This is a genomic window from Thioalkalivibrio sp. ALMg13-2 (assembly GCF_000381185.1).
In the GTDB taxonomy this organism is placed as follows: Bacteria; Pseudomonadota; Gammaproteobacteria; order Ectothiorhodospirales; family Ectothiorhodospiraceae; genus Thioalkalivibrio; species Thioalkalivibrio versutus.
On sequence record NZ_KB906109.1, the window covers coordinates 82,109 to 101,454 of the forward strand.

18 protein-coding genes, 4 tRNA genes, 1 other RNA gene and 1 pseudogene are annotated in these 19,346 nt (G+C 65.9%); 15 read left to right on the plus strand and 9 right to left on the minus strand.

Annotated elements, in window-relative coordinates:
• Window positions 1-12: 12 nt before the first annotated feature.
• The 3 genes from F618_RS0108425 to F618_RS0108435 form a co-directional block, all read right to left on the minus strand.
• The gene (locus tag F618_RS0108425) at window positions 13-2,322 is read right to left on the minus strand and encodes a YgiQ family radical SAM protein (protein WP_019568300.1); all 2,310 of its coding nucleotides are present in this window, start codon (window positions 2,320-2,322) and stop codon (window positions 13-15) included.
• A 139-nt stretch (window positions 2,323-2,461) separates the two neighbouring features.
• Window positions 2,462-2,860 carry a globin gene (locus F618_RS0108430; RefSeq protein WP_018938586.1) on the minus strand — a complete coding sequence of 133 codons (399 nt, stop codon included), beginning with the start codon at window positions 2,858-2,860 and terminating at the stop codon, window positions 2,462-2,464.
• Between the two features lie 117 nt (window positions 2,861-2,977).
• On the minus strand, window positions 2,978-4,540 hold the full coding sequence (locus tag F618_RS0108435) for a glutamate synthase-related protein (protein ID WP_019568301.1): 1,563 nt from the start codon (window positions 4,538-4,540) through the stop codon (window positions 2,978-2,980).
• Between the two features lie 120 nt (window positions 4,541-4,660).
• Between F618_RS0108435 and pdxH the strand changes: the two genes are divergently transcribed.
• The 3 genes from pdxH (at window position 4,661) to F618_RS15490 (ending at window position 5,684) form a co-directional block, all read left to right on the plus strand.
• Window positions 4,661-5,305: a pyridoxamine 5'-phosphate oxidase gene (pdxH, locus tag F618_RS0108440; RefSeq protein WP_018938584.1), complete on the plus strand. Its 645-nt coding sequence runs from the start codon at window positions 4,661-4,663 to the stop codon at window positions 5,303-5,305.
• 105 nt (window positions 5,306-5,410) lie between these two features.
• A tRNA-Ser gene (locus F618_RS0108445) sits at window positions 5,411-5,500 on the plus strand.
• 53 nt (window positions 5,501-5,553) lie between these two features.
• Window positions 5,554-5,684, plus strand: a non-coding RNA gene (locus F618_RS15490) — RtT sRNA.
• A 95-nt stretch (window positions 5,685-5,779) separates the two neighbouring features.
• Here F618_RS15490 and F618_RS0108450 read toward each other — a convergent pair.
• Window positions 5,780-5,854, minus strand: a tRNA-Val gene (locus F618_RS0108450).
• Between the two features lie 145 nt (window positions 5,855-5,999).
• On the opposite strand from F618_RS0108450, the gene F618_RS15940 reads away from it, so the two are divergent.
• The 7 genes from F618_RS15940 to F618_RS0108480 all read left to right on the plus strand — a co-directional run bounded on the left by F618_RS15940 (window position 6,000) and on the right by F618_RS0108480 (window position 11,767).
• Window positions 6,000-6,159, plus strand: a tRNA-Ser gene (locus tag F618_RS15940).
• 68 nt (window positions 6,160-6,227) lie between these two features.
• Window positions 6,228-6,317 (plus strand) — tRNA-Ser (locus F618_RS0108455).
• A gap of 490 nt (window positions 6,318-6,807) precedes the next feature.
• Window positions 6,808-8,880 (plus strand): SulP family inorganic anion transporter, encoded by a 2,073-nt coding sequence (locus F618_RS0108460; protein ID WP_018938583.1) that lies wholly within the window; start codon window positions 6,808-6,810, stop codon window positions 8,878-8,880.
• 122 nt (window positions 8,881-9,002) lie between these two features.
• Window positions 9,003-9,692 (plus strand): Bax inhibitor-1/YccA family protein, encoded by a 690-nt coding sequence (locus F618_RS0108465; RefSeq protein WP_019568302.1) that lies wholly within the window; start codon window positions 9,003-9,005, stop codon window positions 9,690-9,692.
• A gap of 103 nt (window positions 9,693-9,795) precedes the next feature.
• Window positions 9,796-10,767: a D-2-hydroxyacid dehydrogenase gene (locus F618_RS0108470; RefSeq protein WP_026331198.1), complete on the plus strand. Its 972-nt coding sequence runs from the start codon at window positions 9,796-9,798 to the stop codon at window positions 10,765-10,767.
• Between the two features lie 5 nt (window positions 10,768-10,772).
• Entirely contained in the window at window positions 10,773-10,991 is a 219-nt protein-coding gene (locus F618_RS0108475) for a SlyX family protein (RefSeq protein WP_019562587.1), read from the plus strand.
• Between the two features lie 5 nt (window positions 10,992-10,996).
• Entirely contained in the window at window positions 10,997-11,767 is a 771-nt protein-coding gene (locus F618_RS0108480) for a class I SAM-dependent methyltransferase (RefSeq protein ID WP_019568304.1), read from the plus strand.
• Window positions 11,768-11,896: 129 nt separating this feature from the next.
• Here the strand turns inward: F618_RS0108480 and F618_RS0108485 are convergent, their stop codons facing one another.
• On the minus strand, window positions 11,897-12,457 hold the full coding sequence (locus tag F618_RS0108485; protein WP_018169891.1) for a hypothetical protein: 561 nt from the start codon (window positions 12,455-12,457) through the stop codon (window positions 11,897-11,899).
• Window positions 12,458-12,828: 371 nt separating this feature from the next.
• Between F618_RS0108485 and F618_RS0108490 the strand changes: the two genes are divergently transcribed.
• Genes F618_RS0108490 through cyaY form a run of 3 tightly spaced genes read left to right on the plus strand, consistent with a single transcriptional unit; the run spans window position 12,829 to window position 13,926 of the window.
• Entirely contained in the window at window positions 12,829-13,164 is a 336-nt protein-coding gene (locus F618_RS0108490) for a hypothetical protein (protein WP_018145544.1), read from the plus strand.
• Window positions 13,164-13,550, plus strand: coding sequence for a DUF423 domain-containing protein (locus F618_RS0108495; RefSeq protein WP_018951915.1), 387 nt, complete (start codon window positions 13,164-13,166; stop codon window positions 13,548-13,550). The genes F618_RS0108490 and F618_RS0108495 overlap by 1 nt, the downstream gene beginning before the upstream one ends.
• Window positions 13,551-13,602: 52 nt before the next feature.
• A complete protein-coding gene (cyaY, locus tag F618_RS0108500) occupies window positions 13,603-13,926 on the plus strand; it encodes an iron donor protein CyaY (RefSeq protein ID WP_018951914.1) in 324 nt (107 codons plus the stop codon).
• A gap of 21 nt (window positions 13,927-13,947) precedes the next feature.
• Here cyaY and F618_RS0108505 read toward each other — a convergent pair whose 3' ends face one another.
• The 4 genes from F618_RS0108505 to crcB all read right to left on the minus strand — a co-directional run bounded on the left by F618_RS0108505 (window position 13,948) and on the right by crcB (window position 17,278).
• Entirely contained in the window at window positions 13,948-14,370 is a 423-nt protein-coding gene (locus tag F618_RS0108505; RefSeq protein ID WP_018169893.1) for a hypothetical protein, read from the minus strand.
• Between the two features lie 29 nt (window positions 14,371-14,399).
• Complete coding sequence (locus F618_RS0108510) at window positions 14,400-15,440, minus strand: thioredoxin fold domain-containing protein (protein ID WP_019568305.1); 1,041 nt, start codon at window positions 15,438-15,440, stop codon at window positions 14,400-14,402.
• A 55-nt stretch (window positions 15,441-15,495) separates the two neighbouring features.
• Window positions 15,496-16,782, minus strand: coding sequence for a serine--tRNA ligase (gene serS / locus F618_RS0108515; protein WP_018176703.1), 1,287 nt, complete (start codon window positions 16,780-16,782; stop codon window positions 15,496-15,498).
• 85 nt (window positions 16,783-16,867) lie between these two features.
• Window positions 16,868-17,278 carry a fluoride efflux transporter CrcB gene (crcB, locus tag F618_RS0108520; RefSeq protein ID WP_018145538.1) on the minus strand — a complete coding sequence of 137 codons (411 nt, stop codon included), beginning with the start codon at window positions 17,276-17,278 and terminating at the stop codon, window positions 16,868-16,870.
• Between the two features lie 81 nt (window positions 17,279-17,359).
• Between crcB and F618_RS0108525 the strand changes: the two genes are divergently transcribed.
• A complete protein-coding gene (locus F618_RS0108525; RefSeq protein ID WP_019568306.1) occupies window positions 17,360-18,856 on the plus strand; it encodes an FAD-linked oxidase C-terminal domain-containing protein in 1,497 nt (498 codons plus the stop codon).
• Window positions 18,857-18,891: 35 nt separating this feature from the next.
• Window positions 18,892-19,092: pseudogene (locus F618_RS0108530) on the plus strand (GGDEF domain-containing protein); the annotation flags it as partial.
• Window positions 19,093-19,346: the final 254 nt, after the last annotated feature.

Below are 19,346 nucleotides of genomic sequence, written 5' to 3' on the forward strand. Positions count from 1 at the left end.
ACCGCAGGGGCGTCAGGCGCGCGGTCGTTTTCCGGCCGGGCGCCCTTTGCGCACCTTCCCACTACCCGCGCGCGGCTTGCCGCCCTTGGGCGCGGCAGAGCGTGCCCCGGCCTTGCCCGCTGGCGCTGGCTTGCCACCGGGACGCGCCGCAGCCTCGACGCCGTTGTGCTGCGTCTGGAAGGTCTGGCCGCGCTTTTTCAGCGCCTTGCCGCCACGGGTGATGCGCCCGCCGGTGGACGGGCGTGCCGCACCCTGACCGGTCCCAGCCGGCTGCCAGGTCGGCACCAGGTGATGCTTGCCATTGCCGATCAGGTCCGCACGCCCCATCCGTTGCAGGGCATCACGCAGTAGCGGCCAGTTGTTCGGATCGTGATAGCGCAGGAACGCCTTGTGCAGACGCCGCGCGCGCACCCCGCGAGGCACCGGGACGCGTTCGCTGGTGGTGCGCCGAATGCCGCGCAACGGGTCACGCCCCGAGTGCCACATGGCGGTGGCCAGGGCCATGGGACTGGGCAGGAACGCCTGCACCTGGTCGGCGCGGAAGTCGTTGCGCTTCAGCCAGAGCGCGAGCTGCAGCATGTCCTGGTCGGTGGTCCCGGGATGCGCGGCGATGAAATACGGGATCAGGTACTGCTCCTTCCCGGCCGCCTTCGAGTACTTCTCGAACATGGCCTTGAACCGGTCATAGGTCCCCATGCCCGGCTTCATCATGCGGGAAAGTGGTCCGGTTTCCGTATGTTCCGGGGCAATCTTCAGGTAACCCCCCACATGGTGGGTCACCAGTTCTTTCACATACTCCGGTGACTCGATCGCCAGGTCGTAGCGCAGCCCGGAGGCAATCAGGATCTTCTTGATGCCCGGCAACGCCCGTGCCTTGCGGTACAGGCGAATGAGCGGCGCGTGGTCGGTGTCCAGGTTGCTGCAGATGCCCGGGTACACGCAGGACAGTCGCCGGCAGCTCTGCTCGATATTCGGGTCCTTGCAGGCCAGGCGATACATGTTGGCGGTCGGGCCGCCCAGATCCGAGATCACGCCGGTGAACCCGTCCACCTTGTCGCGGATCTCCTCGATCTCGCGCAGCACGCTGTCCTCGGAGCGGCTCTGGATGATCCGCCCTTCGTGTTCGGTGATGGAACAGAACGTACAGCCGCCGAAACAGCCGCGCATGATGTTCACCGAGAAGCGGATCATCTCCCACGCCGGGATGCGCGCAGCCCCGTAGGAAGGATGCGGGGCCCGGGCATAGGGCAGATCGAACACCGCGTCCATCTCGGGCGTCGACAGCGGGATCGGTGGCGGGTTGAGCCAGACCTCCTTGTCCCCGTGGCGCTGCACAATCGCGCGGGCATTCCCCGGATTGGTCTCCAGATGCAGCACCCGCGAGGCATGCGCGTAGAGCACTGCGTCGCCCTTCACCTGCTCGAAGGCCGGAATACGGATCACCGTTTGGTCGCGCGGGGTGCCGCGCGGGATATCCCGGTGAAAACGCACGACCTTCGCGCCCGCCTCCGCTTCGGCCGCCTGCGCATCCTGTGCCTCGGCATCGGCGCAGGTCTCGGGCGAGACCATGGCGTAGGGGTCGGGGTTGGCATCCACCGGTCCAGGGGTATCGACCTCGCTGGAATCCAGCTCGACGTAGCCGGCGGGCACGGTATCGCGCAGCAGGGCCGTCCCGCGCAGGTCCGTGATCTCGCGCGGGTGCTCGCCCGCGGCCACGCGATGGGCGAGTTCCACCAGTGCACGCTCGGCGTTGCCGAACAGCAGGATATCGGCGCGCGAATCCAGCAAGACGGAGCGACGCACCTTGTCCTGCCAGTAGTCGTAGTGCGCGATACGCCGCAGGCTGGCCTCGATCCCGCCGGCCACGACCGGCACGTCCTTGTAGGCCTCGCGGACGCGCTGGGCGTAGACGATCACCGCGCGGTCCGGGCGTTTGCCGTGCACGTCCCCCGGCGTATAGGCATCGTTGGAGCGGATCTTCCGCTCCGCGGTGTAGTGGTTGACCATCGAGTCCATGTTCCCGGCGGTTACGCCGAAGAACAGGTTCGGTCGCCCCAGGGCCCGGAACGGCTCGGCCGAGGTCCAGTCCGGCTGCGCAAGGATCCCCACGCGGAACCCCTGCGCCTCCAGCAACCGGCCGATGATCGCCATGCCGAAGCTCGGGTGGTCCACGTAGGCATCGCCGGTCACCAGCACGATGTCGCAGCTGTCCCAGCCGAGATCGTCCATTTCCTCGCGCGTGGTTGGCAGAAACGGCGCCGTGCCAAAGCGCTTGGCCCAGTAGGGCTTGCGGGCGAACAGGGAATCGGGTGCTGCGGACATGACCAGGCTTCTTCCGGCGGACGCCGGCAACAGGAAATGCGCGCATTACACGCCGGGGGCGCCCCAAGATCAACAGGGCACGCCCGCGGGCGGGACTTCGCAGTGGTTGACCGGGCCGCCGGAAACGGCCCGGCTCGCGTCAGTAGCGCTCGATGAACAGATCGATCGCAGGACTCAGCGCGCCGCGCCAGCGCTGCGCCAGGGACTCCTCCCAGCGCGGATCCACCTCGCGGGCCGTCTCCACCATGCAGTTCAGCCACACCCCGTAGAGTTCCGGTGCCACCGGTACGCGGCCATGACGGCTATGCACCTCGGCCATCTTTTCCATGGTCGGGGCCACGAAGCTCTCGCCCTCGGCGTAGCTGATCGCGGTGGAAACCGCCTGGCCCAGGGCCCGTTTCTGCTGCGACCAGTTGGTGGTCGTGAACGCCTGCGCCACCCGCTCGTCGGCGGCGAGAAAACGTTCGTAGAAGCGATCCACGAAGTTGCCGGCCCGCCGACAACGCCCGTAGCTCTGGTGAACATCGGAGTAGCTCATCAAAACCCCCATTCCCGAAAAAGCGCGATTCTACCGGGATTGCTCCGAGGGGGGCTAATCCAGATCAACCCCGGGAGCAGGAACACATCAGGGTTTCCCAGCTACAGAGGACGGCCATCAACGTCCCTCGAGAACCCCTGCGTACTGGATACCGGCGAGACGTGCGAGATCGCGATCGAACGTGGTCAGATCATTCGGCCCGAAGTCCTCCAGACTGGAATGCCCACAGGCCCGCGCCAGTACTTTCATCAACTCGGTGGAACCGTTCAGGAAGCGCTCCAGCCGCTCGCTCCCCTCCTGCGGGTCCAGCCGGCTGCGCAGTTTCGGATCCTGGGTCGCGACACCACTGGGGCACTGATTGGTATGGCACATCCGCGCACTCACGCAGCCCACGGCCTGGATCGCCGAATTGGCGAGGGCAATCCCGTCCGCACCGAGGGCCAGGGCCTTCACGAAGTCCGCGGGCGTACGCAGCCCACCGGTGACCAGCAGCGTCACCCGTCCAGTGGCCCCGTTGGCATCGAGAAAGCGCCGCGCCCGTGCCAGCGCCGGGATGGTAGGCACGCTGATGTGATCTCGCAGCAGGGCCGGCGCGGCGCCCGTGCCGCCGCCTCGGCCATCCAGGATCAGGTAGTCGGCGCCAGCCTCCAGGGCAAAGGCCAGGTCCGCCTCGATGTGGTTGGCCGACAGCTTGAATCCGATCGGCACACCCCCCGTCTTCTCGCGTACCGCGTCCGCAAACCGGCGAAAATCGTCCGGGCTTTGCAAATCGGCATGGGCAGCGGGTGAATGGGCATCCTGCCCCGCCTCGATCCCACGCACCCGCGCAATCTCGTCACTTACCTTGCTGCCCGGAAGAACCCCGCCCAGCCCGGTCTTCGCGGCCTGGCCGGCCTTGAAGTGAAACGCCTGAATCTTGTCCAGAACCTCGTCCGAATAGCCAAACTGCGCCGGCCCCAACTCGAACAGGTAGCGCGAATTCTCTGCCTGCTCGGCGTCCAGCATGCCCCCCTCGCCGGAGCAGATACCGGTCCCGGCCCGCTCTGCCCCGCGCGCCAGGGCGATCTTTGCCTCGCGCGAAAGCGCACCAAAGCTCATGTCCGACACCAGCAGCGGAATCGCCAGCTCCAGCGGGCGCTTCGCCTCGGGGCCGATCACCAGCGAGGTGCCCACGTCGGCATCTTCGTCGAGCGGGCGTGTGGCCAGTTGCGCCGCCAGGAGCTGCAGCCCGTCCCACGCGGGCAACCGATCGCGCGGGACACCCATGGCCACCGTTGTGCCATGGCGTCCCACCCCCTCCAGCCCGTCGCGGGCCAGGGCGTGAATCCACTCGACATGCGGTTCAACCGCGCTGTTACGGGGACTCGGGGCCTGATCGCCCTGATCCGATGCCTCGGAATCCCCTTCCGCCGCGCTCGCGGGCTGACCCACCGCGTCCTGATCGAATTGCGCATGCGTCCCGTCGCAGTACGGCAGATTGCCGGACTGCTTGCACTGACACAGGTACGCCTCGCCGTCCTCTTCCGCCGTGAAGATCAACGGCTCGATGCCGGAGCCCTCGTGCGACCCATCGCAGAAAGGCTGATCCTTCGAGCGCCCACAGCGACAGAACGCATACTCCTCGCCCTTTGTCAGTTCCACTCCCCGGGGTTCCACTGCGGCGATAATCGGTTCAGCCATCGGATGCTCCTTGCGCTCGGTTTGAATCGTCCTCATCTGTGACAGTGAAAGTCGCACAAATTTCCGAATCCTCGCCGGCGCCGTATGATGACGTCGTCGCATCCAGCCCCGGGGAACATCATGAGCACCGCCGACCACCGCCATACCCGCCGCGATTACACCCGCGCCGAACTTCGCCGCGGCGACCTGCACCAAAACCCGCTCAGCCTGCTGAATGAGTGGCTGGAGGCCGCCCGCGAAGCCGGCAACCCGGACCCCACCGCCATGATCCTGGCCACCGCCGACGCCGACGGCCAGCCCTCCGCTCGCACCGTTCTGCTCAAGCACGTCGATCCCGAGGGCCTGGCCTGGTACACCGACTCGCGCAGCCGCAAGGGCCAGGACCTGAGCGAAAACCCGCGGGCCGCCCTGTTGTTCTACTGGCCCGAGACCGAGCGCCAGATCCGGGTCGAAGGCCCGGTCACCGCCCTCCCGGGCGACCTGGCCGATACCTACTTCCACCAGCGCCCGCGCGGCAGCCAGATTGCCGCGGCGGCCTCGACCCAAAGCCACCCGGTCGCCGGCCGCGACGAACTCGAGCAGCGTGTACGTTCGCTGGAGCAGCAATACCCGGAGGGCGACATTCCGCGCGACCCCGCCTGGATCGGCTACCGCCTGCAGCCCGAACTGTTCGAATTCTGGCAGGGCCGCCCCAATCGGCTGCACGACCGGTTCCAATACCACCGTGCGGGAAGCGACTGGGAAATCACCCGCCTGATGCCTTAGAGAGACGCTGATCCGCGCATCCCCGGCCCGGCTACCGCTCGGCCAACCGAATCTGCTAGGATTCGCTCCGTCGTGGCGGTTCGACCCCGCATGACAAGAAGATTCGGAGAGGTGCCGGAGTGGTCGAACGGGGCGGTCTCGAAAACCGTTGTACTCTCGCGAGTACCGAGGGTTCGAATCCCTCCCTCTCCGCCAGATTCAAGCAAAGGGGCCCGAGTGGCCCCTTTTGCATGTCTGGCCTCTGCAGTTTTGGGGTTCGAACCCGAGGAATCGAAAATGACGGTTCGACTGGCAGCGCGCAGCGATGCCAGAACGTCGCCGCAGGCGACGACCCGAAGGGCGAGGCGCGAAGTGCCGAGTAATCCCTCCCTCTCCGCCAGATTCCGCAAGCACCTCTCATGTCACATGCGACCGTCTTACAGGCACAAAAAAAGCGGCCCGGTTTCCCGAGGCCGCTTTCTTGTTATTCAAAGCTGGTGGGCGGTACTAGGTTCGAACTAGTGACCCCTGCCGTGTGAAGGCAGTGCTCTACCGCTGAGCTAACCGCCCGAAGCGCGGACAAGATTAGGGTTCAAGCGAGCGAACGTCAAGCGTTGCATGCCGAATATCGCGCTCCCATCGCCCCCTTCGCCAGGAGACCTGGCACCGCCCCCGGTTGCCAGCCCGTCCCCCTTGCCAGACAATGCCCAGCCTCGGAGAGGTGGCAGAGTGGTCGATTGCACCGGTCTTGAAAACCGGCAGGGGTGAAAGCCCCTCGAGGGTTCGACAAGGCGGCGCAGCCGCCGCAGGACGTTGCCGCCAGGCAACGCCCGGAGGGTGAGGACCGCAGGTCCGAATCTATCCCTCCCTCTCGTGGCCGCCAGGCCACGCGGGCCACCCTCGGTTGCCAGCCCGCCCTCCTTGCCAGACAATGCCCAGCCCCGGAGAGGTGGCAGAGTGGTCGATTGCACCGGTCTTGAAAACCGGCAGGGGTGAAAGCCCCTCGAGGGTTCGAATCCCTCCCTCTCCGCCATTTCCAATTTCAAAGATTTAGCCGAAGCACTGTGCCGCCCAGCCCCAGCGTTCCGGGATTCGAACCCGAGAATCCAGAAAGCCGGTTCGACCGGTGGCGCAACGCGACACCGGAACGCCGCAGCAACGCGAAGGCGGCCCGAAGGGCGGCCAGCCGCGCTGGCCGTAATCCCTCCCTCTCCGCCATTTCCTGTGTCCCGGGCCGAAGGCCTTTCTCGGCCCTCCCCGGTAACGTTTCCCTCTCGGCCCCACCCCAACACATAGCCCATCTGTTATGTGTCATATAGAACAAGTTAGATAGAAGAAAATGGACTGACCGCCTATAATCTGGCGCTACTTTCGCGACTGCGCCCGCGCATCCGACCGGGCCCAGCACCGGCTGCCAGTATTGTGACGACGGCCCTGGCAAGCCCCGGCCCGGACTGCCTTTGGGCCCATTGCATCGGTTCCGGCCGTCGTCAACCCCACGAACTGGCCAAGCGAGCGACCCGATGAATTCGATTCTGCTGCGAGTGTTCCCCTTCCTCAGCTGGCGCCCGACGAAGCAAACCCTCAATGCGGACCTCATCGCCGGGATCTCGGTCGCCCTGGTCCTGATCCCGCAGTCCATGGCCTATGCCCAGCTGGCCGGGCTGCCGCCGGTGTACGGGCTTTACGCCTCCCTCCTGCCCGTCATGGTCGCCGCGCTGTGGGGTTCATCGAACCAGCTCGCCACCGGCCCAGTCGCCGTGGTCTCGCTGCTTACCGCCTCGGCGCTGATACCGCTGGCCGCCGAGGGCTCGTCCGAATTTGTCATGCTGGCCATTGCCCTGGCATTCATCGTGGGCCTGATCCAGTTGATGCTGGGGTTGTTCAAGCTTGGCGCGCTGGTCAGCTTTATTTCGCATCCGGTCATCGTCGGCTTCACCAATGCCGCGGCCATCATCATCGCCCTGTCGCAGTTGAACAAGATCATCGGCGTCCCGATTGATACCAGCGGCCACTTCATGCTGGGCCTCTGGGGCGTGATGACGGAATTGGGCAGCGTCCACTGGCCCACACTGGCGTTCGGCCTCGGCGCCATTGGCCTGATGGTGCTGATGAAACGGTTCGTGCCGAAGATCCCGGGGGTACTAGTCGCCGTAGTCGTGGCGATCCTGGTGAGCTGGGCAATCGGCTACGAGCAGAAGGCCGAGACGTCCCTTCAGCAGATCGCCCCGGCCCAGGTTCTGACTCTCGCACAGTCCATCGAGAGCGATGGCAAGCGCCTCGCCGATCTCGACGAGCAGATCCGCCGGCTGGAAGCAGAGCTCCAGGAACAGGAGGGCGCCGAGGCCGTGCGCCTGCGCCACGAGGCCGACCAGCTGCGTCTGCAGCGCGATGAACTGCGCCCCGAACTTGCCGGCATGCGCGAGGAGATCCGCGACATCACGCTGCGTCGCGTCCCCGGCGAGAATGATCAGCCTGCGCGGTTCATTGCAGACGATCACCTGACCGATGCCGAACGTGCACGCGCCGATCGCGCCGCATGGCGCATCGAACGGGTCGGTGAAGATTCCGTTCATCTGAATGGCGGCGGCGCCGTAGTGGGCAATGTGCCCCAGGGCCTCCCCGGGTTCTCGATCCCGGATATCACCTTCGGCACCTTCACCACGCTGCTGACCACCGCCTTCGTCATCGCGCTGGTGGGCTTCACCGAGGCCATCGCGATCGCCAAGGCCATGGCGGCACGGACCGGGCAGCGCCTGGACCCCAGCAAGGAGTTGATGGGTCAGGGTCTGGCGAACATCGCCGGCGGCTTCACTCAGGGTTACCCGGTAAGCGGCTCGTTCTCGCGATCAGCGGTCAACCTGAATTCGGGCGCCAAGACCGGCCTGGCCTCGGTCTTTACCGCGGTGATCATCGGCCTGGCCCTGCTGTTCCTGACGCCGCTGATTTATCACCTGCCACAGGCGGTCCTCGCTGCGATCATCATGATGGCGGTTGCCGGGCTCGTGAACTTCAAGGCCATCAAGCACGCATGGGTGGCCAACAAGCACGATGGCGCTGCCGCGGTGGTGACCTTCGTTGCGACCCTCGCAATGGCTCCGAACCTGGACTACGGCATCCTCACCGGTGCCGGTCTGGCCATCGTGCTGTATCTGTACCGCACCATGAAGCCGCGCGTCTCGGAACTGGCACGCTACGAGGACGGCACCCTGCGCGAGGCCCAGCGCTACGGCCTGGAGACCAACGAGAAGGTCGGCATCATGCGCTTCGATGGGTCGTTGTACTTCGCCAACGTGCCCTACTTCGAAGATGCCGTACTGGACCTGCTGGCCCGCCACCCACAATCCAAATATCTGATCGTCGTCGGCAAGGGCATCAACGAGATCGACGCCTCCGGCGAAGAGGTCATCCATCAACTGGTGCACCGCCTCAAGGCGCGCGGCATCACGCTCGTGTTCGCCGGCGTCAAGGCCCAGATCATGGAGGTCATGCAGCGCACGGGGCTGGACGACATCATCGGCAAGGACAACATCTTCAAGTCCACCGACCATGCGGTGAAGACCATCTCGGAAAAGGTCGGCGAGCCGATCAAGTAACCCGCGCCGGGCCGATCACCGCGTGATCGGCCCGCATGCCCTGAAACCGCAAGGGAAACGCTGCAACCGGGAACGCTTGTCGCTACACTGTGCTTGTTTCGAATCCAATGAGGAGTTGACCCGTGTCCCGAGACCAGATCGTCCGCTCGAGTCGCAATCCGTCCAGCACTGGTTCCATCAGCGAGACCATCTCCACCAACAAGGTGATCCGGCAGACCTACATGCTGCTGTCGCTCACCCTGGCGTTCAGCGCGATCACCGCGTTCATCGCCATGGCGGTCAACGCGCCGCCAGTGCACTGGATCATCATGCTGGGGGTGCTGATCGGCGGCCCGTTCGCCATCCACGCCGCGCGCAACTCGGCGCTGGGCATCGTGCTGACCTTCGCCTTCACCGGCGTGCTGGGCTTCTTCCTCGGCCCGATCCTGACCATGTACCTGGGTCTGCCGAACGGGCCACAGATCGTCGGCAACGCCTTCGCCGCCACTGCGGTCGCGTTTGTCACGCTTTCCGGCTACGCCCTGGCCACCAAGAAGGACTTCAGCTTCCTCGGCGGCTTCCTGGTCGTCGGCCTGATCGTCGCCCTGCTGGCCATCGTCGCCAACCTGTTCCTGGCGATCCCGGCCCTGTCGCTGGCCATCTCGGCCGCGGTTGTCCTGCTGCTGTCGGCCGCCATCCTGTTCGACACCAGCCGGATGATTCACGATCCCGAGGCCAACTACATCGTGATGACGGTCTCGCTGTACGCGAACCTCTATGTGATGTTCCTGCACCTGCTGAACCTGTTCCACGCCTTCATGGGCGACAACTAGGGTTCCGCGCTGCACAGCACGGCAGGAATGCGTTCCAGGGCCCCGCACAGCGGGGCCCTTTTCATTGGACACCATCTTCATTGAATACGGATACACGCCGATCATGAGCCACCTTCAACGCGGCGTCTTTCTCGATCTCGCCACGGTCGACCGCGACGATCTTGACCTGACCGAACTCCGGGCCAGCCTTCCCGAGTGGTCCTTCCACGAGCACACCGAGCCGGATCAGCGGCTGGGCCGGATCGGTGATGCCGAGGTGATCGTCACCAACAAGGTCGAGCTGAATGCGGAGGTACTGGCCGCAGCCCCTCGCCTGCGACTCGTCTGCGTCGCCGCCACCGGAACCAACAATATCGACGAGGAAGCAGCCCACTGCCTGGGTATCGTCGTCAGCAATGCGCGCGACTACGCCACCGACTCCGTGGTGCAGCACGTCTTCACCCTGCTGCTGACGCTGGTCACCCAACTGGACGCCTACCGCGCGGACATTCGCGCCGGTCGCTGGAGCGCCTCCGATCAGTTCTGTCTCCTCGACCACCCCATCGGCACGGTGGCCGGAATGCGCCTCGGCATCATCGGCTGGGGCGTACTGGGCCGGGCCACCGCGCGCGTCGCCGAGGCCTTTGGCATGGAGGTGCTGGTGGCCGAGAGTCTGAATCCGGACCGCGCAGCACAAGAGGATCGCGTGCCGCTGGAACGGTTGCTGGGACAATGCGACGTCATCAGCCTGCACTGCCCCCTGACCGCGACGACCCGGCACCTCATCGATGATGCCGCCCTGCGCCAGATGCGTCCGGGGGCCCTGCTGCTGAACACCGCCCGGGGTGGCCTGGTCGATCCCGAGGCCCTGGCCAGGTACCTGCGCAGCGGGCATCTCGGCGGCGCCGGCATCGACGTACTGGAACCGGAACCCCCACCGGCGGAACATCCCCTGCTGGCCGACGATATCCCCAACCTCGTCCTCACGCCCCACACCGCCTGGGCCGCGCGAACCGCCCGGCAGCGGGTGATCGACGAGGTCACGGCCAATATCCACGGCTACGCGAGCGACCAGCCGCGCAACGTGGTGGAGTAACGCACATGGATTCGGAAGCCCTGCAAAAACGCATCGAGGATCTGGAGATCCGCCTGGCCCATCAGGAATACACCCAGGAGGAGCAGGCCCGCGTGCAACTGGAGCTGCAACAGGCCAATACCGAGCTGCGCCAGCAGGTCCAGTGGCTGCGCGCTCGCATGCGCGACCTCGAGGAGCACGGCGGCGGGCCGGAGGGCGCCGAACCACCCCCGCCGCACTACTGACGCCCATGCCACTCACCGTACGCGCGGCCCCCGGCCACGAGTCCGCCGCCAACGCACTGCGCCTGGCCTTGGCGGCGCGCAGCTACGCCCATGCCGGGGAAGCCACGCTCGTGCTGGAGACGGGAGACCGCGGGCTCGAACTGGTCCGCGAGGACGTACACCCGCCGCTGCGACTGCAGCTGGACTTTGCCGCCGGGCGCCAGGGCTACCGCCTCGCCCATGCCGGTCACCAGCGCGAGGGCCTGATCCGCGCCTTCGGCAGACTCCCGCGTGACGGTCATGTGCTGGATGCCTCCGCCGGCCTGGGCCGCGACACCCTCCTGCTGGCCGCGCACGGCTTCCGGGTCACGGCCTGGGAGCGGCATCCCGTGGTGTACCACCTGCTCGCCGACGCGCTGGAACGCGCGGCGGCCAGTCCGGAACTCGCGCCCATCATCGGACGCATCACCCTGCACGAGGGGAAGGCCGATCCAGCGCATCTCGCCGTCCCGGCAATGGCCGCGGTCTTCGATCCCATGTTCCCGGAACGGGCCAAGCGGGCCGCGGTGAAAAAGGACATGCAGCTGATACAGGCGCTGATGCCCGAGGCGGCCGACCCCGACTCGGAGCAAACCCTGGCCACCCTGCGCCAGCACGTGGAACGTCGCGTCATCGTCAAGCGCCCGCTGCATGCGCCCGCCCTCGGTCCCGACTCGCCCCAGGCGAGCATCAAGGGCAAGAGCGTGCGCTTTGACCTCTACCCTGCCATCACCCTCGCGAAGGTGGAGGACGGCTGACTCAGACCGTCCAGGCCGGACACGGTTTTCCGCGTCCGCAGAGGCACCCGCATAGCGAGTTGGCGCCTGCCGGAACCACGTCACCCCTGGGGCCCGGTGAAAGAGCCAGGGCAGCTTGGGAGGTCACCTTCACGGTCTGCCCAGGATCAGTTGGTCATCCCCGGCGAAGCGATAGTCGGGGATGGGCAGGTTGCGCCGGGCCGATTGATCCGCATATACGCGGCCGGCGCCGTCGTAACGTCCGCCCCGGCAGCGGTCGACAAAGCCACCGCTCCAGCCGTCGGCCTCGTCCGGATGGACCAGGTCCAGCTCGCAACCCAGATCCGCACTTTCGCCGATCACCACCAGCCACTCGGGCCGGAAGCTGCGCAATGGCCGATCCAGCCCGTCCGGTTGCTGGCCGCGGCGGGCCTCCGGGTCGACCAGCTCGTCATCACCGGCCAGGGCGGCCTGCCACGCAGCATCGCGATGGACCACAAGCACGTGGCGGCTACCGTGAATCACACGCAGGGCCTCGCCCGGGGCAATCTCGGCAAGATCCACCCGCAGCGTCTCGCCACGGGTATCGCCCGGTCCGGAAAAGGCGTACCGGAGCATCACCCCAACCAGCAGCAGGGCGGCCCCGAGAACCATCAGTTTGATCAGGGCGCGGATGCGTACCCGAGTCAGCGAGTCGTTTGTTGCGTGCACCTGGTATCCCCGTTCGCGTCCGGAACCCCCCGGAACCCGCGTCGAAATCGCTTTGCCTGAGACGGACGCACGCCGAGGGAAATACTCATGAATGTACACCCTCGCGCTCGAGTCGCTTTTGCGTGCGAACAAGGCGCGGTGAGCGAAGTGTAGCCGAGCTACATAAGCGAGCCGCAACGCTGGGCGCACGCAAAAGCGGCCGAGCCCCTTCATTCAATGGTTTATGGGGTTGGCACCCCAGGTTCCCCGATCCTGCGTTGCGCCGCTTGCGGGTAGAACCACTACCCGCTGCACGGCGCGCCTTGTCTCGGGCAACCTGGGGTGCCAACGCGAGTGTGTACATTCATCAGTATTTCCCTAGACTATGCAGCATGAATGAACCCAAACGCTCCAGTCGCACCTACGTAGGCCTGTACAACGATATGTACGCCGGCATGACCCCCATCGGCAATTTCATCCGCGATGCCTGGGTATTCGGCATCCTCCCGGAGGACGAAACCTGCGATGGCTGGGATGTCTCGCGCATCCAGATGCTGCATGACCAGGTCAACGCCGAGTGGGACAAATACAGCCTGCGCATCAGCAACCTCCCGCCCGAGCTGCGCGAGCGCCATGAGCGCATCCATAACGAAGCCATCGAGCGCGCCCGCGAGCACGGCTGGGTCGCCGGCCAGGACATCGACAGCGAGATGGGCGACGACGCCTGATGGGGGCCAGCGAACCGCTGATTCGCCCCCTTGTTGTCATCGCTGCCCTGCTGGGAGGGACTGCCGTCGTCCTCGGCGCCTTCGGCGCCCACGCCCTGCAGGAACGCCTGACGGAACAGGCCCTCGCGACCTGGCATACCGGCGTCCAGTATCACTTCATCCATGCCCTGGCCCTGCTGCTGGTCGCGGCGTTGTGGGCCCACCTGGCCAACGGCTGGGCCGCTGCCAGTGCTGTGGCGTTCGTGATCGGCATCCTGCTGTTCTCTGGGAGCCTGTATGCCCTGGCGCTCGGCGCACCCCGTATCCTCGGCGCGATTGCACCGCTGGGCGGCACCGCGTTTATCCTCGGCTGGGCCGGGTTGGCCATTGCCGCCTGGCGCGGCTGACCTATAATCACGGCGCAGTCACCCCCCTCTTCCCGACCGTATCGAGATCCCCATGAGCCAGACCTCCTTCGCCGTATTCGCCGAAAACACCCTGGACGACATCCAGACCCGCCTCACCGAGCAAAGCGCGCTGGACGACCTGGACATTGACCTGATCGACGGCGTGATGACGATCGAATTCGACGATGGCGCCCAGTTGATCCTGAACCGCCAGGAGGCCGCACAGCAGATCTGGCTCTCCTCGCCCGAAGGACCGGCCCATTTCGGCTATTCCGAGGAGGAAGGCACCTGGATCGACGATCGCAATGGCGAAGAGCTGCACGCGACCCTGGTGCGGGTCATCGAGCAGAAACTGGGCGTACCCGTCGAGCTCTGATCCGGCGACCACAGGTCGCTGTCAGTCGCCCTTGCCGGCGCCCTTCTTCGAATCGTCCGGGCCCGCGGCCTCGCGTTCCTCCTGCGTTGCGGGCGCCTCTTCCAGCGCCCGCAGATGCGCCTCGACCTCGGCCAGTACCGGGTGGGGCTTGTCCTGCTCCAGCGCCATATCGATCGCCTTGAGCGCCTCCACCGCCTCCGCATCACCGCGCAGCGGCATGCGCGCGACTCCCAGCGCCAGCATGCGGAACTGGCGGAACACCAGATAGCTGAGCGTCGCCACCACCAGGGCGGCCCACACGTTGTCCTGGAACCAGAGCCATACCGCTGCCCCGTAGCCCCCGAAGGTCAGCGCGAAGATTCCCAGCGCTACGCGGTGGGAACGGGCAACGATGCCTTCCAGCACTTCACGGTTGCGGATTACGAAGTCACGGTCGAAATGCAAAGGGATGATTCCTTGAGTCAGCGGCGTGGTCAGGGGCGCGGCGGCTGCTGGGCACGCCAGCGTTCGAAGGTCGGATACTCCTCGTAGCCACCGGTCAGGACAAAGTCCAGCACGTTGCGCAGCCGATTCTGATGGACGACCGAATCGATGCGGATAATCTCTTCGCCACGCTCGTCGAAGAATATAAGCGTGGGCGCCCAGTGCACACCCAGTTCCGCGGCCCAGTCTTTTGCGTTGGTGCGGTCGCCACCCGGCGTCAGCACCGGCGTATCGGCATCGTCGGCATCCAGCTGCACCGCATCCATCAGGCCGATGCGCTCCAGCACTTCGTCCTGCTGCAGCGGCTCGGAGTGCATGATATCGCAGGCATGGCAGGCCTCGCGCTCAAAGAACACCACCAGTGGGCGTTCGGCGGGGATTCGGCTCCGATCCAGCGCATACGGCTGGTTGATGAAGAACTCCCGCTGGTTGATGTCGTCGAGATCGAACTTCGGCGGTGGGTCGGCACGCTCCAGATAGTCGCGAAAACTCTCCTCGCGATCATGCCGGTCAATCACGTATTCCAGAAGCGCGCGGAACCGGTATGGCGGGTAGTAACCGCGCATCTGATGGATGCGCTCGCCGTCCTCATCGTAAAAGGCAATCGAAGGGGTAAAGTTCAGCCGTTGTTCGGCGGCGTAGCGCCGTTCGAGCCAGGTCTCGCCGTCCAGGTCCGTGACTTCACGTGTGCCCAGCGCGTCGATGGCCACCACGTTGAAGTGTGACGCCAGGTACTCGCGGATATCGTCCTGTGCGAAGTTCTTGTCGAACAGCGCCTCGCAATAGGGGCAGTCATCCATGCCGAAGTAGACGGCCAGCCCCATCTTTCCCTGCTCCACCGCGTCTTCCAGGTCCTCGCGCAGATCGAGGAAGCTCAGCTCGAACCAGTCGGGCGTATGCAGCCCAATCGGGCGCGGGGTGTCATCGAACACGATCCCCTCGTCGGGTTCGACGGATTCGTCCGCCACAGAGGCGGTCGCGAACAACACCACCATGCCCACCAGCGAGACGACGCTCGCCAGCCAACCCAACCAATTCTTCCTGCCAAGGGCGTTATTCACGTCGAGAAGACTCCCGGTGGACCTCCTATTCGGACGGCGGCTCCATTACCGAGGTTCCCCCGAGATACGGGCGCAGTTTTTCGGGGATGTGGATCGAGCCGTCTGCCTGCTGGTGATTCTCCAGCAGCGCGACCAGGGCCCGGCCCACCGCAACCCCGGAGCCGTTGATGGTATGCACCAGCTCCGGGCGTTCGCCCGCCTTCGGTCGGAAGCGCGCCTGCATGCGGCGCGCCTGGAAGGCCTGGAAGTTCGAGCAAGAGGAGATCTCGCGGTAGGCATCCTGGGCCGGCAGCCAGACTTCCAGGTCATAGGTGCGCGCCGCGGCAAAGCCCATGTCCCCGGCGCTCAGGAGCATCACGCGGTACGGAAGTTCCAGCGCCTGCAAGACCCGCTCGGCATGGCTCAGGAGTTCCTCCAGTGCGGCATCCGAGCTCTCCGGCTGCACGATCTGCACCAGCTCCACCTTCTCGAACTGGTGCTGCCGGATCAGGCCGCGCACGTCGCGCCCATAGCTGCCCGCCTCGGAACGAAAACACGGGGTGTGGGCCACCATCTTCAGCGGCAAGGCTTCGGCATCGAGGATCTGCTCGCGCACCAGGTTGGTCAGGGTGACCTCGGCGGTGGGGATCAGACGGTAACGCTGGTCACAGTCGACCGAGAACAGGTCATCGTCGAACTTCGGCAACTGCCCGGTCCCCTCCAGCGATTCGGGATTGGCCAGATAGGGGACGTAGGTCTCCTGGTAGCCGTGTTCGCCGGTGTGCAGATCCAGCATGAACTGGGTCAGTGCCCGGTGCAGGCGCGCCATCTGACCGCGCATCACCACGAAACGCGAACCGGCCACCCGCACCGCGGCCTCGAAGTCCAGCCAGCCACCGGGCAGGCCCAGGTCCACGTGATCGCGCGGCGTGAAATCAAAGGTCCGCGGGGTCCCCTCGCGGCGGACCTCGACGTTGTCTTTCTCGTCCAGTCCGTCGGGCACGTCCGCTTGCGGCAGATTCGGGATCTGCATCAGCATCGCATCCAGCTCCTGCTGGACCCCGTGCAGATCGGTCTCGCACTGCTTGAGCTCGTCGCCCAGGCGCCCGACCTCGGCCTTCAGCGGCTCGATGTCCTCGCCCCGCGCCTTCGCCTGCCCGATACCCTTGGAGCGGGTGTTGCGGTCGGCCTGCAGCTCCTGGGTGCGCATCTGCAACGCCTTGCGCCGGGCCTCCAGGGCCTTGAAGCGTTCGCGGTCCAGGGTATAGCCACGGCGTTCCAGAGCGGTGGCAGTCGCATCCAGGTCCTGGCGCAGGCTGTGGATATCAAGCATGACGGATTTCCGGCAAGGGGTGGAAAGAACGACGGGGAAGTCTACGGTTGCCGTCCCGTGGCGTCCACGGTCGCGGCCAATGCCCTCACGAGGCGACCGGCCCGACCCCCAGCAGGAATCGAGTTCCGTGGAGCCCGGCTGCCGCAGCCAGCACGCAGACCAGCAGGCTCGCGAGCATGTAGCCCAGTGCACGCGCCCAGGCGCCTACATCCACCATGTGAACGACTTCCAGGGAGAAGGTGGAAAATGTCGTAAAGCCACCCAGCACCCCGACGACCAGCAACAAGCGCCAGGCCGGGTGCAGTTCCAGGCGCTCCACCAGCACCACGGCCAGCACACCGATCAGGAACGAGCCGAGGATGTTGATGCTCAACGTACCCCAGGGAAAGGCACGCCCGAAGTGCGCCACCATCCACTCCTGCATCCCCAGCCGCAGTGCCGAGCCCAGCGCACCGCCTGCCGCCACTGCCAGATACGAGCCCAGCCCAATGCCCATCATCACGTCCCGCTTGCGGAAAAGACCCACAGTTTATGCGATCACCTCGCACGGACCCAGCAGACCCCTACCATCGAGGCCATGAGCGCCCATCCCGCCACACCGCCGACCGAGGCCGCCGCACAGGCGCTGGCCGCGGTCATTGAGGGTCTGACCACCGAGCTGCCCTCGGACGCCCTGGTGGTCGAGGCCGCGGAACGCCGAGCCTATGAGTGCGACGGTCTCTCCGCCTACCGCCAGATCCCCGGGGCCGTGGCCCTGCCACGGACCCACGAGGAACTGCTGACCTGCCTGCGGCTTTGCCGCGAGCACGGGGTCCCGATCGTGCCGCGCGGGGCTGGCACCGGGCTGTCCGGCGGCGCCCTGCCCAGCGAGACTGGGCTGCTGCTGTCCCTGGCGCGCTTCAATCGCATCCTCGAGATCGATGCCGACAACCGCTGCGCGGTCGTCCAGCCCGGCGTGCGCAACCTCGCGATCTCCGAGGCGGCGGCTCCACAGGGGCTCTACTACGCACCCGACCCGTCCTCGCAGATCGCGTGTTCCATCGGCGGCAACGTGGCCGAGAACGCGGGAGGCGTGCATTGCCTGAAGTACGGACTCACCGTGCACAACGTGATCGGGCTGGAGCTGGTCACCCTGGATGGCGAGATCATCCGCCTCGGCGGCAAGACGCTGGATAGTGCCGGACTGGACCTGCTCGCCTTCATGGTTGGCTCGGAGGGCATGCTGGGCATCGTGACCGAAGTCACCGTGCGCCTGCTGCCCCGCCCCGAGCGCACCCAGGTCCTGCTGGCCAGCTTTGACCAGGCCGAGGCCGCCGGACGCGCAGTGGCAGGCATCATCGCCGCCGGACTGATTCCCGCCGGGCTGGAAATGATGGACAACGCTGCCATCCGCGCTGCGGAGGACTTCGTCCACGCCGGCTACCCGGTAGACGCGGCCGCGATCCTCTTGTGCGAGCTCGACGGCACCAACGCCGAGGTCTCCGAGGACGTCATGGTGGTACGCCAGAAGCTCCTGGATCTGGGCGCCACCGAGGTGCACACCGCCCGTGACGACGCCGAACGCGCATTGTTCTGGGCCGGACGCAAGGCCGCGTTCCCTGCCGCCGGGCGTATTTCGCCGGACTACTACTGCATGGACGGGACCATCCCGCGCCACCAGATCGGGATGGTGCTGGAACGAATCAACACCCTGTCGCGCGAGGTTGGCCTCGGCGTGTGCAACGTGTTCCACGCCGGCGACGGCAATCTGCATCCACTGATCCTCTACGACGCCAACCAGCCCGGGCAACTGGAAACCGCGGAGGCCTTCGGCCAGCAGATCCTCGAACTCTGCGTCGAGGTCGGTGGCACCGTCACCGGGGAACACGGCGTAGGCGTGGAAAAGCTGGACGGCATGTGCGTGCAGTTCGCCGCGCCGGAACTGGAGCAGTTTCACCACCTGCGCCGCGCGTTCGACCCGCTGGGGCTGCTCAACCCCGGCAAGGCCATCCCCACGCTCGCCCGCTGCGCCGAGTTCGGGCGCCAGCACGTCCACGGTGGGCAGCTGTCGCACCCGGAACTCCCGCGCCTGTAGGATGACAGGCTCGACCCAACCGAGCTGAGCCTCCGATGCCCAGGGCCACCCTTGCAACCGCGCTGGCCGACGACTTCTCCGGAGCCGTCGACGCCACGCTGAGCGCCCTGCAGGCGTTGATCCCGCTGGACATGTGGATGCTCACGCGGGTCGAGTCCGACGACTGGGTGGTTTTGCACACCCACGGCCACGCACCGCGCATCCGCCCCGGGGCCGCATTCAGCTGGCAGCACTCCTGATATGGATTGACCTGTCAACGGTTGGCTATAGCGTTCGATAGAGGCCTCCTTGTTTCAATGTCTTCGGGTCAGGGCACGAGAAGCGAATTGCGACGGTGGATCACTCTGATATACGTGGGTTGGTTACCGACCGGACTTCACTTCGTCGCGGAGCTGCCCTTCTCTACAGTCGAGGGTCGGCCCTTCCGGGGAAGGGCGCACCTCATAGGAGCGCCAGGGGTTCTCCTCACCGGCCTCTCATGCCCTGGCCC